12 protein-coding genes are annotated in these 16,178 nt (G+C 49.4%); 5 read left to right on the top strand and 7 right to left on the bottom strand.

What is annotated here, in order from left to right; genetic code table 11:
• Positions 1-3: 3 nt before the first annotated feature.
• From rseP to E7746_RS08705, 3 genes are all read right to left on the bottom strand, one after another.
• On the bottom strand, positions 4-1,371 hold the full coding sequence (rseP, locus tag E7746_RS08715; protein ID WP_136410558.1) for an RIP metalloprotease RseP: 1,368 nt from the start codon (positions 1,369-1,371) through the stop codon (positions 4-6).
• A gap of 29 nt (positions 1,372-1,400) precedes the next feature.
• Complete coding sequence (locus tag E7746_RS08710) at positions 1,401-2,558, bottom strand: 1-deoxy-D-xylulose-5-phosphate reductoisomerase (protein WP_136410557.1); 1,158 nt, start codon at positions 2,556-2,558, stop codon at positions 1,401-1,403.
• A gap of 81 nt (positions 2,559-2,639) precedes the next feature.
• Positions 2,640-3,515 carry a murein hydrolase activator EnvC family protein gene (locus E7746_RS08705; RefSeq protein ID WP_136410556.1) on the bottom strand — a complete coding sequence of 292 codons (876 nt, stop codon included), beginning with the start codon at positions 3,513-3,515 and terminating at the stop codon, positions 2,640-2,642.
• Between the two features lie 441 nt (positions 3,516-3,956).
• Between E7746_RS08705 and E7746_RS08700 the strand changes: the two genes are divergently transcribed.
• The 3 genes from E7746_RS08700 (at position 3,957) to E7746_RS08690 (ending at position 9,787) form a co-directional block, all read left to right on the top strand.
• Complete coding sequence (locus E7746_RS08700; RefSeq protein WP_136410555.1) at positions 3,957-5,168, top strand: OmpA family protein; 1,212 nt, start codon at positions 3,957-3,959, stop codon at positions 5,166-5,168.
• A 184-nt stretch (positions 5,169-5,352) separates the two neighbouring features.
• Complete coding sequence (locus tag E7746_RS08695) at positions 5,353-7,554, top strand: tetratricopeptide repeat protein (RefSeq protein WP_136410554.1); 2,202 nt, start codon at positions 5,353-5,355, stop codon at positions 7,552-7,554.
• 127 nt (positions 7,555-7,681) lie between these two features.
• Positions 7,682-9,787, top strand: a complete 2,106-nt coding sequence (locus E7746_RS08690) for a M3 family metallopeptidase (protein ID WP_136410553.1) — start codon at positions 7,682-7,684, stop codon at positions 9,785-9,787.
• Positions 9,788-9,791: 4 nt separating this feature from the next.
• Here E7746_RS08690 and E7746_RS08685 read toward each other — a convergent pair whose 3' ends face one another.
• The 3 genes from E7746_RS08685 to E7746_RS08675 form a co-directional block, all read right to left on the bottom strand.
• Entirely contained in the window at positions 9,792-11,093 is a 1,302-nt protein-coding gene (locus tag E7746_RS08685; protein ID WP_136410552.1) for a Na+/H+ antiporter NhaC family protein, read from the bottom strand.
• 155 nt (positions 11,094-11,248) lie between these two features.
• Positions 11,249-11,698 carry a PepSY-like domain-containing protein gene (locus tag E7746_RS08680; RefSeq protein ID WP_136410551.1) on the bottom strand — a complete coding sequence of 150 codons (450 nt, stop codon included), beginning with the start codon at positions 11,696-11,698 and terminating at the stop codon, positions 11,249-11,251.
• Positions 11,699-11,768: 70 nt separating this feature from the next.
• Positions 11,769-12,941, bottom strand: coding sequence for an RtcB family protein (locus E7746_RS08675; protein WP_136410550.1), 1,173 nt, complete (start codon positions 12,939-12,941; stop codon positions 11,769-11,771).
• Positions 12,942-13,046: 105 nt separating this feature from the next.
• Here E7746_RS08675 and E7746_RS08670 point away from each other — a divergent pair, with 105 nt between their 5' ends.
• Complete coding sequence (locus tag E7746_RS08670) at positions 13,047-14,054, top strand: helix-turn-helix transcriptional regulator (protein WP_136410549.1); 1,008 nt, start codon at positions 13,047-13,049, stop codon at positions 14,052-14,054.
• Between the two features lie 58 nt (positions 14,055-14,112).
• Positions 14,113-14,568 (top strand): DIP1984 family protein, encoded by a 456-nt coding sequence (locus tag E7746_RS08665; protein WP_136410548.1) that lies wholly within the window; start codon positions 14,113-14,115, stop codon positions 14,566-14,568.
• 565 nt (positions 14,569-15,133) lie between these two features.
• Here the strand turns inward: E7746_RS08665 and E7746_RS08660 are convergent.
• Entirely contained in the window at positions 15,134-16,114 is a 981-nt protein-coding gene (locus tag E7746_RS08660) for an aldo/keto reductase (RefSeq protein WP_136410547.1), read from the bottom strand.
• Positions 16,115-16,178: the final 64 nt, after the last annotated feature.

Genomic DNA, 16,178 nt, shown 5'->3' with positions numbered 1-16,178 from the left:
GGCTTATTTGAAAATGAATCGGTAGAGGTCGTTGCCGTTGGCATAGAGCAGGAGCACCAGCAGGAACGCCATGCCGCATATCTGGGCATACTCCATGAACTTTTCGCTCGGCTTGCGGCGCGACACGATTTCGTAGATGAGAAACATGATGTGACCGCCGTCGAGAGCCGGAATGGGGAGAATGTTCATGAAGGCGAGAGCTACCGACAGAAATGCCGTTATCTCCCAGAACGACAGCCAGTTCCACTTGTCGGGGAAGAGGCTGCCTATCGCGCCGAATCCTCCGAGGCTCTTGGCTCCCTCGGCTGTGGCTACATATTTCATCGAGCTTACGTAGGACGACAGGCGGTTGGTGCCGATTTCCCATCCCTTGGGTATGGACTGAAGGAATGTGTAATGGCGTGTGACAACCGGATATATGTCGGTTATCGGTTTCAGCTGAATACCTATTTTGCCACCTGAAGTGGGGGTTATGGCTACATCCATCGGCTTGCCGTCGCGGATTATGCCCATCGTTATGTCCTTACCGGCGTTTTTCTGCAATTCGGCTGTGAACTCGGTGTAGGCCAACGTGGGAGCACCGGCTACACTTACTATTCGGTCGCCTTTTTGTAATCCGGCTTCCTTAGCCGGCTCACCGTTGACTATGTCGCCTATGTACACCGGCAGTCGGTAGGTGAGAAAGCGCTCTTCATCATTAAGGCGAAGAATGAAATTCTCGGGAATGGCTATGTCGACGGTGTCCTTGTGGTTGCGCAGTACGGTCACGGTTTTGGCTTCGGCCATTTCAAGCAGATAGTTGCCCTTGGCGACTTCAAGCTTCTCTCCGTCGGCGAAGAGGGGTATGTCGCCGTTGCGGAATCCGATTTCCTGAGCCGCTTCGGCGTAGTCCATACCTTCGTAGGCCTTGTCGAGGGGAATGTATTTCTCGCCCCAATACCATGCGATGCCTGCATAGATGATGATTGCAAGAATGAAGTTCATCAGCACGCCGGCCACCATAACGAGCAGTCGTTGATAGGCCGGTTTTGAGCGGAATTCCCACGATTTGGGTTCCTGAGCGAGTTGCTCCTTGTCCATCGACTCGTCGATCATGCCTGCGATTTTCACGTAACCGCCGAGGGGAAGCCATCCTATGCCGTACTCGGTGTCGCGCCATGTGGCACGCTCTTCGCCGTTAGGGTCGGTTTTTGTTGTTTTTTTCTTGGGCTTGTATTTGAACAGCGAGAACCAAGGGTCGAAAAACAGATAGAATTTTTCGACCTTGATGCCGAACATTCGGGCGAATATGTAGTGGCCAAACTCATGGATGATTACCAATAAGGCGAATGCGGCTATGAGTTGGGCGGCTTTTATGAGAAATGTTTCCATTGTCGTTTATAAATTGTAGATGGGTAGGATTAGTGTATCAGTGATTCGGCGTAGAGCCTTGTCGCGCTATTTGTGTTGACATAATCTTCATAGCTCGGTGATGCTATGTAGGGCATTGATGAAAGTGACGATTCGATTATCGACGGAATGTCGACGAATCTTATGCGTTGTTTCAGGAATGCCGCTACGGCTATTTCGTTGGCGGCATTGATTATGCACGCTACGTTGCCTCCGCGTTCAAGTGCGTAATATGCAAGGTTTATCATCGGGAATTTTTCAGTGTCGGGAGCGAAGAATTCCAGTCGGGAGTAGTCGCTCAGCTGTAATCCTCGTTGTGATGTGGGCAGGCGGTGGGCCTCACCAAGTGCATAACGTATTGGAAGGTGCATGTCGGGTAATCCGAGCTGGGCCTTTACCGAACCGTCGACAAATTCGACCATCGAGTGTACTATCGATTGCGGATGAACAACGGCCTCGATCTTGTCGGGCGATATGCCAAAGAGCCAGTGAGCCTCGATTATCTCAAATGCCTTGTTGAGCATAGTCGCCGAATCTACGGTGATTTTTGCTCCCATTGACCAATTGGGATGTGACAATGCATCGGACACAGTAACGTTCTGAAGCTCTTCGATTGTCTTGGTGCGGAACGGACCGCCCGACGCTGTTATGAGCAATCGGCGTATCGATTCTCTGTTCTCGCCTACGAGGCACTGATATATCGCCGAGTGTTCCGAGTCGACGGGTATGACTTTTGATGATGACGATTTCAGCTTCTCGGTTACAAGCTCTCCCGCCACAACGAGTGTTTCCTTGTTGGCGAGGGCTATCTGCTTTCCTGCCTCAATTGCGTGGAGTGTGGGTTCGAGTCCGCTGTATCCCACTGTTGCAGTCACTACGGTGTCGATTTGAGGCAGTGACATGGCTTCGGCTATGGCTTTGGCTCCGCTTGCGGTGGCTATTCCGTAGTCCTTGAGCGCGTCATGTAATCGGGAATAGAGGTTTTCGTTTGCTATTATCGCAAGATCGGGTCTATATTTTATGGCCTGTTTTATAAGCAAGTCGACATTGTTGCCGGCTACGAGAAGGCAAGCTCTGAATCGGTCGGGATACTCCGATATTATGTCGAGAGTCTGCACGCCTATCGAGCCTGTGCTGCCTAATACGGCTATTTGTTTCTTGGGTGTCACGTTGTGATTACTATATATAATAATGAGTATGCAAATTTAGCTGAAATTCTACGATTATGAAAATGTAGGATTTTAAATTTGTCAAAACGGTATGTATTCCCGGGGATTGAGCCGGGTGCCCTTGTTCCAAAGTTCAAATGTCACGAGATTCTGCGTCGAGTTGGCGCTGTTCCCGGTAAGCCCTATCGCCGAGCCGGTGTCAACGTGCTGTCCTTTGTCGGCAAAAGCCGAGCCGAGGCCCGAATATTTCGACATGAATCCGTTGGGATGCTGTATTATATATGTGTATCCTTGGCCTACGGTGTAATAGCAGTCGACAACCGAGCCGTTGTAAATCGACGACACAGGCGCGTTACGTGGCACAATCAGCGTTATTTCGGCCGGACGGTCGTTGTCGGGTGACATTATCGTGGCTCCGTTTACCGGCGTGAAGAATGTCACGCCTTCGGCCGCTATGGGCGACAGCACATTGAGGTTGAACTTCTCTCGCTCCTCAAATTGTCTTACAAACTGCTTCTCGGCCGATGTGGCTCCGATGAGCGAGTCGGTAGGGGCAGGGGATATTGTATCGTTATAGTGGGTCGGCGACACCTCTTCGATGCGGTCGTTGAGTATTCGCTCAAGATTGCTGATGTAGGCGTTGTGTATGCTCACTTCGGTTGAAAGCGAGTCGATGCGCATTGAGTTGAATATGTTCTCCTGCCGTTGCGACTCTTTCAGGTAGCCGGGGAGCAGCGTGCGTATAGGAGTGAATATTATGAGTGTCGCCACCATGCAGCCTATCGCGGAAAGTAACAGAATCAATGCCAGCACCACTTTGCGCTGCGACATTTTAACTGTCCATACCTCGTTGAATGTATTTTCATTGATGAACGACAGCCTGAAACGTGGATTGGTCTTGAACGAATGTGCTCGTTTAACGGTATTCTTTGCCGTCGTGTCGGACTTCTCTTTCATTCGCGGTTATTTTTATTTCTGCAAATATAAGTAGAATATTTGAGGAAACATAATGGCAGGCGCCTTGGACAGTCGGGGAGCAGGTTGCCAATCCTGTTCAGGTGACGGTGCTTTCATTTGATTATGCCGCTTAATGAATGCGGGCTGCTTATTTGCTGTTAAATAAAAATTATGCAACAATATAAATATTAGTGATTAGCTTGATTTTAGTTATGCTAAACCCAATGATTGTTAACATTATGATGTTAAATTATGTCCAAAAAAGTTGCAGGGTATTCATTAAAAACATAACTTTGTAGAAAATTTTGTTGAACAAAGACAAGATACTTTGTGTTAATATAGCAAAACTGACAAACCTGAAGAATAACATTCACTAACGTTTGTCGGACTAATTGACGATAACGGGTTTAAATAATTTGTATAAATTAAAATTAAAGAAGAATGAAAAAGAACATCCTTTTTGGTTTTGCTGCATGTGGCGCGATGCTCCTTTCAGCAAACGTTGCTAAAGCTCAAGAGGCTGTAGTAATTGAGGAAGCTACATTTACTGAAGTCGCTGACTGCACTGACCAGTACTATTCAGAGAAGGGAGCAAACTGGTTCATCCAGTTGGGTGCCGGTATGGAACTCCCCATGGTTGACTGCTACAAGGCCGGTCCTAAGGGACAGAATGACGGCAAGCGCGGTATCACAGCTGCTTACGGTGTAGGTTTCGGTAAGTGGTTCAACCCCTACTTCGCATGGCGTTTTGGCGTTCAGGGCGCTGCTTATCACTGGGACGCTAACAATGCTTATCAGAAAGCAAAATTCGTGAATGCAAACTTTGACCTTATGTGGGATATGTTCAACTCTCTCGGAAGTGTTGACGCTGATCGTTTCTTCAGCATCGTTCCTTTCGTAGGTGTTGGTGCAACTTATTCTTGGGACTTCAACCACGCTTATGTGCCCATCAACAACGGTTATCGCAAGGATCGCGTATGGCAGATCCCCGTATCTGTAGGTTTGCAGCTTCGCTTCCGTCTTAGCAAGTATGTTGACTTCTTCGCTGAAGGTCGCTTCCAGGCTTACGGTGATACTTTCGACGGTATCGCTTACGGTAGCGAGTCTATCGACATGAACCTCACTGCAATGGGCGGTCTTACTTTCAAGCTTGGCGGAAAGAGCTTCAAGAGCTTCAACCCCTGCGCTTACATTGGCTACATCAACCAGCTTAACGGTCAGATCAACGACCTTCGCGGCGAACTTTCTAACTGCAGCTCACGCCTTGCTGCTGCCGAGGCTCAGCTTCCTTGCCCCGAAATCGTAGCTGTTGAATGCCCCGATGCTTCTGCTCCTTTGATGTCAACTGTACGCTTCACCATCAACTCTGCTAAGATTTCTTCGATGGAAATGGTTAACGTATACAACATCGCTCAGTGGATGAAGGCTAATCCCGATGCTAACGTAGTTATCAAGGGTTACGCTGACAAGGATACCGGTACAGCCGCTTACAACCTCAAGCTTTCAGAGCGTCGTGCACAGAACGTTTACAATGTCCTCACTAAGGAATACGGTATTCCTGCTGACCGCCTTTCTATCAAGGCTGAGGGTAGCGCTTCTCAGATTTACGACACTAACAACTGGAACCGTATCGTAATCTTCTCACAAGACTAATAAACCATTAAGTTTATAAACCCTAAGGAGGCCGCACCGGTTGGTGTGGCCTCCATTGTTTTTGCCGGATCCATGTCACGCCCTATGACTGATAATGGGTTCGGCTAAGTATTTTTATATAACTTTGGCATAAGTTTTGCTGTAGCGATTGTTGTAATATTATTAATGTATAATCAAGGTAACCATGGCATCAATACATATAAACGACATACCATCCAAAGTCGAGCACTACGTATCACGACATCGATTGCGCGATGCGTTCAAGTTGCTGCGTCATTATAGCTCGCATATCGGCGACTGGAGAATAACCGATGAAATCGACAGGATGGAGGAGTCCTACTCGATGATGTTACGTTACGCTACGCAGGGTGCCGTAGATCCTGAGCGCGATGAGATGTATTCGTCAATCGTTCGCAAGATATATGCTATGCTTGACCGCATTTCGCGTCAGCTTTCCAAGCCTAAGTCGTCGAAGATGTATTTCAGCACCGTGCGCTATGAGGAGATGCAGGCTGGTGACACGGTAGGCTCTTTGATGAAAAAATACACGACGGCCTCCAACGAAGCCTCGCCCTATAACATGATAAATGCTTCGTCGGCTCAGGCAAGTGAGCGCATGATGGCCAAGGAGGATTTGGAGAAGCGAATCTTCAACAAGGTCTGGACGCTCTATCCCATATCGTCGGATGACGATGCTGCTCTACGTGAGGCATTTGAATCGCCTGTGCTTCCCGATTATTTTAAGGATATGCTCATTTCAGCCGTGCTTCTCGGCCTTACTCACTATTACGACGAGCGTCGTGTCATGATGCTCCTCGACATTTACGAGAAGTCGCAGTCGGTTAACTTGTCGATGCGTGCGTTGTGTGCCGCGCTTCTTGGTATGTATATGAACCGCTCGAGGTTGTGGGACCGCAAATTGCGTCAGCGCATTGATGCGTTGCGAGAACTCACTTCGTGGAGCAGTGATGTTAAGCTTGTGTTCCTGCAGTTCATACGCTCGCGTGACACCGAACGCATCAACCGCAAGATGCAGGAAGAGGTGTTTCCCGAGATGTTGAAGCTGCGCCCTGACATTGCGCGAAAGATAAGCGGCGGCAACGGGCTTGGCGACATTGCCAATCTTGAGGAGAACCCCGAGTGGCAGGAGCTGCTCGACAAGTCGGGCATAGCCGATAAAATCAAGGAACTCAGCAAGATGCAGGAGGATGGCGGCGATGTGTTCATGAGTACGTTTGCCAATCTCAAGTCATTCCCCTTCTTCTCCGATGTTGTCAACTGGTTCATGCCTTTCCATCTCGACAATCTCACGGTCAAGAATGCACTCGGCTCCGAATTGTCGGCTATAGGCAATCTGGTGTTGTCGTCGCCTTTCCTGTGCAACGGCGACAAGTATTCATTTATCCTCGCGCTGTCGTCGGTTCCGGCTATGCAGCGGCGCATGATGCTCTCGCAGTTTGACGCGCAGAATCTCAATGAGCTTGAATTGCGCAACGCGAGCCTCGGACTGCCTTCGGGCGAGCGTGACAATGTAGCTAATAAGTATGTGCAGGACTTGTACCGTTTCTTCAAGCTTTATCGCCGCAAGGGCGACTTCAACGATCCCTTCAGCCGTCCTATAAATCTGCTGCAGCTTGCCGTGCTTGCTCCCGATCTTACCGATGTCGACACACTGTCGGTTGTGGGCGAGTTCTACTTCAAGCGCGGATACTATGATGACGCCTATCATGTGTTTGAGATATTGGGCGAAATTCTTCCTCCCGATTCACAGCTCTATCAGAAGATGGGCTATTGCTGCCAGAAAGCCAAGAATCCCGCCAAGGCTTTGAAATATTACGAGCAGGCCGAACTGCTGAATGCCGACAGCTTGTGGACTATGCGCCGTCTTGCCGCCTGCTACAAGCTTATGGGCAATCCGGCCAAAGCGCTTGAATACTTTAAGCGTATCGAGGCGAAGAAGTCCGACGACCCCGGAGTAGCCTTGAACATCGGTCACTGCCTGCTTGAACTTGACCGCCCGGAGGAGGCTTTGAATTACTATTTCAAGGCCGATTTCATCGACGAAAAGTCGACACGTGCATGGCGCCCGCTTGCCTGGTGCGCTTTTATTTCCGGCGACATGGCTCAGAGCGAGGAGTATTACAACAAGGTGCTCACCGACAATCCCTCGTCGGGCGATTACCTCAATATGGGACACCTGAATCTTGCCAAGGGCGATATACGCGAGGCGATAAACTTCTACAATCTTGCGATTGACGCCAATAACGGCGATGTGGAGTCGTTCATAAATAATTATAATGCCGACCGCAACCACTTGCTTAAGGCCGGTGTGGAGGGTTCGCTGCTTCCGCTTGTCGTGGATGCAATCCTCTATTCGCGCGATTAGCAGTTAAAATTTGTATTATGGATAGTTATGTGATGTTTTCCTATTATCTTTGTTTATGGAAATGACATCACATAACTTTTAATATATGAGAAAAGCGATTTTAGCCTTTTCGGTAATGTTTTCAATTATGTTACAGGCTCAACAACAACCAACTGCCAATCCGTTTTTTGACGAATTTGCAACCGTGCACAATTCAGTACCCTTTTCATCGATAGAAAATAAGCACTATGAAGAGGCGATAGACCGTGGAATTGAGATTCAAAATAAAGAGATAGCCGATATCGTAAATCAGTCGGCCGCTCCCACATTCGATAATACCATTGTGGCTCTTGAGCGTTCGGGAAGCGATCTTAATCGTGTACTTAACGTGTTCTATCCCATGTTGTCGGCGTTGAGCGATGACGAATTGATGGACATTTCGCTGCGCGTTTCAGGCAAGCTCTCCAAGCACTCCACCGACATTTCCCTTAATGAGGGGCTGTGGAAGAGGATAAAGACAGTCTACGACATGCGCGACAAGCTGAATCTTGATGCCGAGGACAGCATGTTGCTCACCACGACTTATGACTCGTTTGCCCGCTCGGGCGCTGAGCTGAAGGGGGAGAAGCGTGACGAATACCGCCGCTTGTCGGCTCATCTCTCCGATCTCACTACCAAGTTCGGTCAGAATGTCCTTAAGGAGCTGAACACTTACGAGATATGGCTTACCGCCGACGATCTGAGCGGTTTGCCTGAAAGCTCGGTTGAGGCTGCCGCTCTCGCAGCCAAGGAGAAGGGGCGTGAAGGCGAGTATCTGTTTACGCTCGCGCAGCCTGTCTACACCGCTTTCATGAAATATAGCGACCGCCCCGACCTTCGTGAGCGCTTCTACCGTCTATATAACGGTCGAAACACCAAGGGCGAATATTCCAATATGGAGATTCTTGCCGATATAGCCGAAACGCGTCGCGAGATTGCCGCGCTGTTTGGCAAGAAAAACTATGCCGAGTACAGCCTTGAAAAGAGCATGGCTGAAACTCCCGAAAATGTCTACAAGCTTCTTAATGAACTCGCCGAGGCCTATCGCCCGGCTCAGTTGAAGGAGTTTGCCGAGATTGAAAGTTATGCCTCTCAGCTTGAAGGCCGTCCCGTCAAGATTAAGGCATGGGATTACAGCTACTACTCCAATAAGCTACAGCAGGCCAAGTACAGCTATAACGAGGAGGAACTTCGTCCCTATTTTGAACTTAACAATGTGATAGACGGTGTTTTCGGATTGGCTACAAAACTCTACGGATTGACATTTGAGCCTAATGCCGACATCGAGGTCTATCATCCCGATGTAAAGGCCTACGATGTAAAGGATGCCGACGGCAGTTATCTCGGAGTGATATATACCGACTTCTTCCCGCGCGAAAGCAAGCGCCCCGGAGCATGGATGACCGGTTTCAAGGACGAGTGCGTCACCGCCGACGGCACCCAGGTACGTCCTCACGTGACGATTGTCATGAACTTCACAAAGCCCACAGGCACAAAGCCGGCTTTGCTTACTCCCTACGAAGTGGAAACATTCCTGCATGAATTCGGACACGCTCTTCACGGCTTGCTGGCCGACACTAAATATGCGTCGCTGTCGGGTACGAGCGTCTACCGTGACTTCGTGGAGCTCCCGTCGCAGTTCAATGAGAACTATCTTACACAGAAGGAATTCCTTGACGGATTTGCCCGCCACTATGTTACAGGCGAGCCGATTCCGCAGAATCTTGTCGATAAAATCGTGCAGTCGTCGCAGTATGGAGCCGCCTATGCGTGCTTGCGTCAGCTTGGATTCGGATTCACCGACATGGCATGGCACACCATCGAGAGCCCTGTAGAGGATGTTGTCGGCTTTGAGCGTAAGGCATTGGAAAGCGTGTCGATGTTTGACGATGTTGACGGATGCATCTTCTCGCCTCAGTTCAGTCACATATTTTCGGGTGGATACGCAGCCGGATACTATAGCTACAAGTGGGCCGAAGTGCTGGATGCCGATGCCTTCTCACTCTTCTTGAAGAACGGATTGTTTGACAAGGCCACTTCCGACTCGTTCCGCCGCAACGTGCTTATGAAAGGCGGCACCGAGCATCCCATGACGCTGTACAAGCGATTCCGCGGTCAGGAACCCACAATCGACGCCCTTCTTGAACGTGACGGCATAAAGTCACCGTCGGAGTCACCCAAGCTTCCTCAGGACCTGCCTGCGCGCAAGGATTGACACGCTACGGCCTCTTGTTGAGGTGACGCGGAAATTTGAACAGAATCGATAGCACCACCATTCCTATAAGCATCCACGAGTAGTACATGTAGGGCCACGGTGCCACGGGTGATATTCCCGCAAGTGCCGTGGCGAGCAGGGTCTGTGCCCCGTAGGGGATAAGGCTCTGAACGATGCATGAGCATGTGTCGAGCAGCGATGCGCTTTTGCGCGGGTCGATGCCGAATCGCTGCGATATCGACTTCGACAGCGAGCCCACTGTTATGATGGCTACGGTGTTGTTGGCCGTACACATGTTCACGAGGCTCACGAGCATGGCTATCGAAGCCTGTGCGCCTCGCTGTCCGTTGATGCGGGCGGTGAGCAGCGACAGGATGTAGTTGATGCCTCCCGCCGCCTTTATGAGGCCGAGCATTCCGGCGGCAAGCAGCGTGATTATCACCAGATTGCCCACCGAGTCGATTCCGGCTTCCATGAATCCGAACAGATCCAGAATCTTGAATCCGCTTAGCAGTCCCATTGTTATTGCCGTCACTATTCCGAGCGACAGCACTACCGTAACATTGATTCCCATCAATGCCGTCGCTATGATCACGATGTAGGGTATTATAAGCCAGGGATTGGTGTCGTTGATTAGTTCGGCGTGTGACACTCGTGCTCCTATGAATATATACAGGACGAGGGTTGCTATTGCTGCCGGAAGCGCTATCCACAGGTTGGCCTTGAACTTGTCGTTCATTTTGCATCCCTGGGTGCGTGTGGCGGCTATGGTGGTGTCGGAGATAAATGAAAGGTTGTCGCCGAAAAAGGCTCCGCTAAGCACCGTGGCCACAAAGAAGGGTATGGAACCGCTTTCCGACTGGGCCAGCTCGACGGTGAGTGGCGCGAGTGCCACTACCGTACCCACCGATGTGCCTATCGACAGCGATATGAAACATGCGGCAAAGAACAGCCCCGGGATTATCATCTCGGCCGGCAGATACTTCAACGCGAGATTTACGGTGGCTTCAACCGCGCCGATCTCCTTGGCGAGTGAGGCAAATGCGCCGGCAAGCAGGAATATCCATATCATGTACATGACATTGGACGACCCCGCGTCACGTGAGAAGATTTCGACACGCTTCGACAGCGGCGTTCCGCGCATTATGATGACTGCCCATGCCGATGCCACCATCAATGCCACGGCTATGGGCATTTTGTAGAAGTCGCCTACGATTAGCGACACGGCGAGATAGAAGAGCAGGAATACGGCGATGGGCGATATTGCAACAAGTCCGTTTATGTGGGCTGTATTGTTATGTGACATAGCAATGGAGATGCTGATTTGTTGAAATTGACTGCAAATTTAATCAAAACTATCCATATAAGCGGCATCTCCCGGCGTTGTAACGTTATGAAAGTATGTGAAAATTACTGATATATAAAAAACCGGGGACGACCCTGTGTCGCCCCCGGAAACTGTCAATCATCCATGCTCATGCTTTTGAATTGTCCGAGGAGATTGAACTTCAGTTCCACTCCGTCCGACAGTTCGAGTTCATATCCCCATGACTTCTTCTCGATTTTCACAACCTTCTCGTCATTGAAATTCTTCTTCAGATAGTTGCGAATCGGTTTCATGATAAGTCCCTGAGGCACTTCTCGAGTCTTGCAGTCGACTGATGTCCATTTGCCGGCGTTGTTGAACTCTATTTTGGTTCCGTTTACCAGCTTCACGTCGTAGTCGGTCTTTTTAAGCAGATGCTTGTCTATTTTTATCATGCTCACCTTGGCTTTCGGGAAGTACTCCTGAAGAATGTCCTGTGCAGCTTGCGGCAGATTGCTGCGATCGATTGTGTATTTATCGAAAGCGGCATGGGCTGCACTTGCAGTTGCCATAATAAGTAATATGGCCATAATCAGTTTTTTCATTCCTATAATTTATTATTGTTCAATATGTAAACAATTGAAATCGCTAATTGTCGGCCTCTACCCGTTGTTTTTATCCTTTTATTACGGCTATTGGCATCAATTTGGTGCGTATCTTCACGAGATCCGATTGCGCTTCCATTACTTCGTCGATGTTTTTGTAGGCGCCGGCCGCTTCCTCGAGGTCGGTTTTTGTGCGTATCGAGTGAACGATTCCTTGTCGTTCAAGCATCGCTATCTCGCTCTCCATCGACAGGGTGTTTACAGCCTCGGAGCGCGACAGCCGTCGTCCTGCGCCGTGTGAGCATGACATGAATGATTCCGGGTTGCCAAGCCCTTCGGTTATGTAAGAGCATGTGCCCTGCGAACCGGGAATGATGCCTACGGATCCTTCGCGTGCGAGAGTGGCTCCCTTGCGGTGAACGATGACATCCTCGCCGAAGTGCTTCTCAAATGCGGCATAGTTGTGGGCTATGTTTATCATCGGCTCAAATTCGGCTCCCGGCATCACTTCGCCTATCACTTCCTGGATGCGCTGCATCATCAGTCGGCGGTTGGCGAGAGCGAAGTCGATGCAGTAGCTCATCTCGGCCCAGTATTGGCGGAACTCGTCGGTGCGCATGGGCAGAAACGGCAATTGTATTTCGGATGGAACCGATGAGAACCATCGACGGTTCAGTGCCTCGGCCTTCTCGTTGTAGTAGTCGCCCACCTGTTTGCCGAGATTGCGCGAGCCCGAGTGTATCATTATCCACAGGTTGTCCTCCTCGTCGCGCTGCAGCTCGATGAAGTGATTGCCTCCGCCGAGAGTGCCTATTTGCTTCATGGCCGACATCTGCTGTCGGGCCACTACTACTGTGGCTTCGAGGTTGTGGCCTTGGGGCATGAACTCTTCAGGCTGAGCGATTTTGTGGTGGGCGCGTCCGAGCGGAATCTGCTTGCGTATGCCGCGCAGTATCTTTTTGCGGAGCACTTCCTGAGTTATGTCGTCTACTTTTATGTTGGTCTTTACCGCACACATTCCGCAGCCTATGTCGACGCCCACAGCGTTGGGAACGACTACGCCCTTTGTTGCCAGCACTCCGCCTATCGGCATCCCTTTTCCTCCGTGGGCGTCGGGCATCAGAGCTATGTGCTTGAATACAAACGGCAGTTTGCACAGATTTTCCACCTCCTGAACGGCATGTTGGTCGAGGCCTGTCGCCCAGTTCTTTACCACGATGTTGTTGATTGTTGTTACTTCCATGATTGATATGTTTTTTAAGTTTCTGCGACAAAGTTCAGGGGCATCTGCGCAATGTTTTTGCGTAGATAAATAAAATATGATATTTTTGTAAAAATTTTTTCCGCTATGTCGCAAAACAAGAACGCTCTTTTACGCTACCACACCATCGACCGTTGTCTGCGCAACACAGCCAGGCGATGGACTTTGCAGGATCTTGTGGATGCATGTTCCGACGCGCTGTATGAGTACGAGGGGAAGGACGATCAGGTGAGTGTGCGCACCGTGCAGCTTGACCTGCAGATGATGCGTTCCGACCGCCTCGGCTATGAAGCTCCCATAGAGGTGTATGAGCGAAAATATTATCGTTACTCCGACCCTGATTACTCGATAAGCCGGTTGCCGTTGTCGAGCCATGACATTGAGCTGCTCAACGGAGCAATCGACATCTTGCGCCGGTTTGACGAGTTTGATCGTTATCACGACATGGCCGATGTTGTCAGCCGATTGCAGGATAGGGTGGCGTTGACCGAGCGGCGGCCTATCGTTGACTTTGAGCGTAACCGTCGGCTGAAGGGGCTTGAATGGCTCAACGTGATATATGATTTCATTTCGTCGCGCACTACAATCAGGGTGGTGTACCATTCGTTCAACGCGCGTCATCCGAGTGAGTATTTCATATTTCCCTATCTGCTGAAGGAGTATCGCAACCGATGGTTTGTTTTCGGCTCGCGTGCCGGTGACATGAAGCTGTTTAATTTTGCGCTTGACCGCATCCTTGAGGTGAATCCTTGTCCCGACATCCCATATCGTGACGATCCCGACTTTGACGATCATTTCTTTGACGATGTTATAGGCGTCACCAAGCATTCCCGGTTGCCAAAGGCTACTGTGAGGTTTTGGGCCGACAGTTCGCAGGCTTCCTACATTCTCACCAAGCCCGTTCATGACTCGCAGCGTTGTGTTGATAGGTGCAATGACGACGGTTCGATGACATTTGAGGTCGATGTGGTGTTGAACCCTGAATTCTATGCCGTTATGATGAGTTTCGGCGGCGGAGTGAAGGTGTTGTCGCCCAAGTCGGCAGTGACCCGCATGAGGGACATGTTTCGTAAAGGTGCGAATATTTACGGTTGACGGTAAACGACTGCATTCTATTTTTGTTATTAATATACTAATTTAATGATTACATTATATGAAATTAGCTGAAGCTTTACAGATAAGAGCCGACCTGCAGAAGCGTATCGCACAGATGCCGATGCGACTCAACAATAACGCCAAGGTTCAGGAGGGCTCCTCGCCAAGCGAGAATCCGCAGGAGCTGCTCGATGAACTCAATCGACTGCTTGAGCAACTTGAGCAACTCGTAGTGAAAATCAACATCGCCAACAGCCGCGTGGTGGCCGACGACGGCACTACGATGACCGCACTTATTGCACGGCGTGACACATTGAAGCGTCACATCGACATAATGCGCGGATTTCTTGACGCGGCGAGCGATCTTACTCCGCGACACACTCTTACCGAAATAAGGGTCATAAGCACTGTCAACGTGGCCGAGCTGCGCAAGAAGTGTGACGCACTATCCAAGGAGTTGCGTGAACTTGAAATAAGAATACAGTCGTTGAACTGGACATTGGAAATGGACTGAACGACTTGACCTTAGGGGGAATCGGGACAGTCGGGGGCGATTGTCAAAATAGAAGATTTTGTGCTTCATTTATGTGGGGGCTGAGGTGAAGGCCCGTTGTTAATTGTAATTCACAGCACAATGCACACTTGCACTTCTTATCTCTAACACCTTATTACCGTGACTTTGACCCGTCCTCCCGTTTTCCCCCTTTTTTATATTACAAATAACCTTCTGATACTATGATAATCATAATCCATATTGATTGTATTTAATTTTATTCTATTGGCCGGATTTTTTCTTCGGCGAGGCAGGTCATGTAAGGGCATAAAAAAATTGATTGTCGTCACGACAACCAATCTTAGTTAACCTTAAATCTAATACCATGAAAAACACGTTACAAAGGTATGGCTTTTTATGGTATCTGCAAAATATATTTGAACAAATTGTTGTTGTTTTAACAATATTTTGCTTTTGTGTATTCTACAAGGGGTGAAAATGTAGCAAATTTCTATTTTTGTGCAAGATTTGCTTACTTGTTCATTTGCTTGAAATCAAATATGCCATAAATGGTGACAAATTGTAATCACCATTTGTCATGCACTTGCTCACGTATGTAGCGATTGTAGATGTCACGCACGATTGCCATCTGTTCGATGGTAAACGGCGGTAACTGTGTAGCGCGGGCATTGTCGACAATCTGTTGTGGAGAGCTTGCGCCGGGGATAACGGTGCTTACTTCGGGGTACATGAGAATGTAGCGCAATGCAGTTTCGGCCAAATTATCGGTGCCGAGGGCTTCTTTAAGTTCCTTGGCTGCTTTTAGGCCGGTCATGTAGTCGATTCCCGAGAAAGTTTCGCCTTTGTCAAAGAATTTTCCGTCGCGATTGTAGTTGCGGTGATCGTTTTCGCCGAATACGGAGTTTTCGTTAAATTTGCCTGTGAGCAGACCGCTTGCCAGTGGAACGCGGACAATGATGCCGACATTGTTTTCATGAGCCGCAGCAAAGAGCTCGTCGGCCGGTCGGAGGCGGAACATATTGAATATCACTTCAATGGCCGATATGCCGTATTGCATTGCCGCGATGGCTTCGTCGATGCGCTCCACGCTTACGCCGTAGTTGCGGACTATGCCCTGCGACTTCAGGTTGTCGAGGGTTGTGAATGCCTCGTCGCTATGATAAACAGCGGTGGGCGGACAATGAAGCAGCAGCATGTCAAGGCTTTCCACGCCGAGATTCTTGAGCGAATCTAGTGCAAAGCGGGTTATGTTGTCCTTGTTGTAGCCTTCGGCAACGTGCGGATTGAGTTTTCGTCCGCATTTTGTGACAACGTATATTTTTTCAGATTTGCTCCTTACGAATTCGCCTACAGCCTTTTCGCTCATGCCGTCCTGATATATGTCGGCTGTGTCAAAGAGGTTGATGCCTTGTTCATAAGCAGCTTCAAGTGTGTTACGTGCAACTTTTTCGTCAAATGGATCGCCCCATTTGCTGCCGAGTTGCCATGTGCCGAGTGAGATTTCGCTCACCTTATAGCCGGTCTTTCCTAAAATCCTGTAGTTCATAATCCTAAATTTGGGTTTATACAAAGATACGAATAAGTCGAGCGCAATGCCAAATTTATTTGAG

It is taken from the genome of Muribaculum gordoncarteri, assembly GCF_004803695.1.
GTDB classification, from domain to species: Bacteria; Bacteroidota; Bacteroidia; order Bacteroidales; family Muribaculaceae; genus Muribaculum; species Muribaculum gordoncarteri.
Note: the sequence above shows the minus strand (reverse complement) of the source record. Positions and strands in the feature narration are given on the sequence as shown.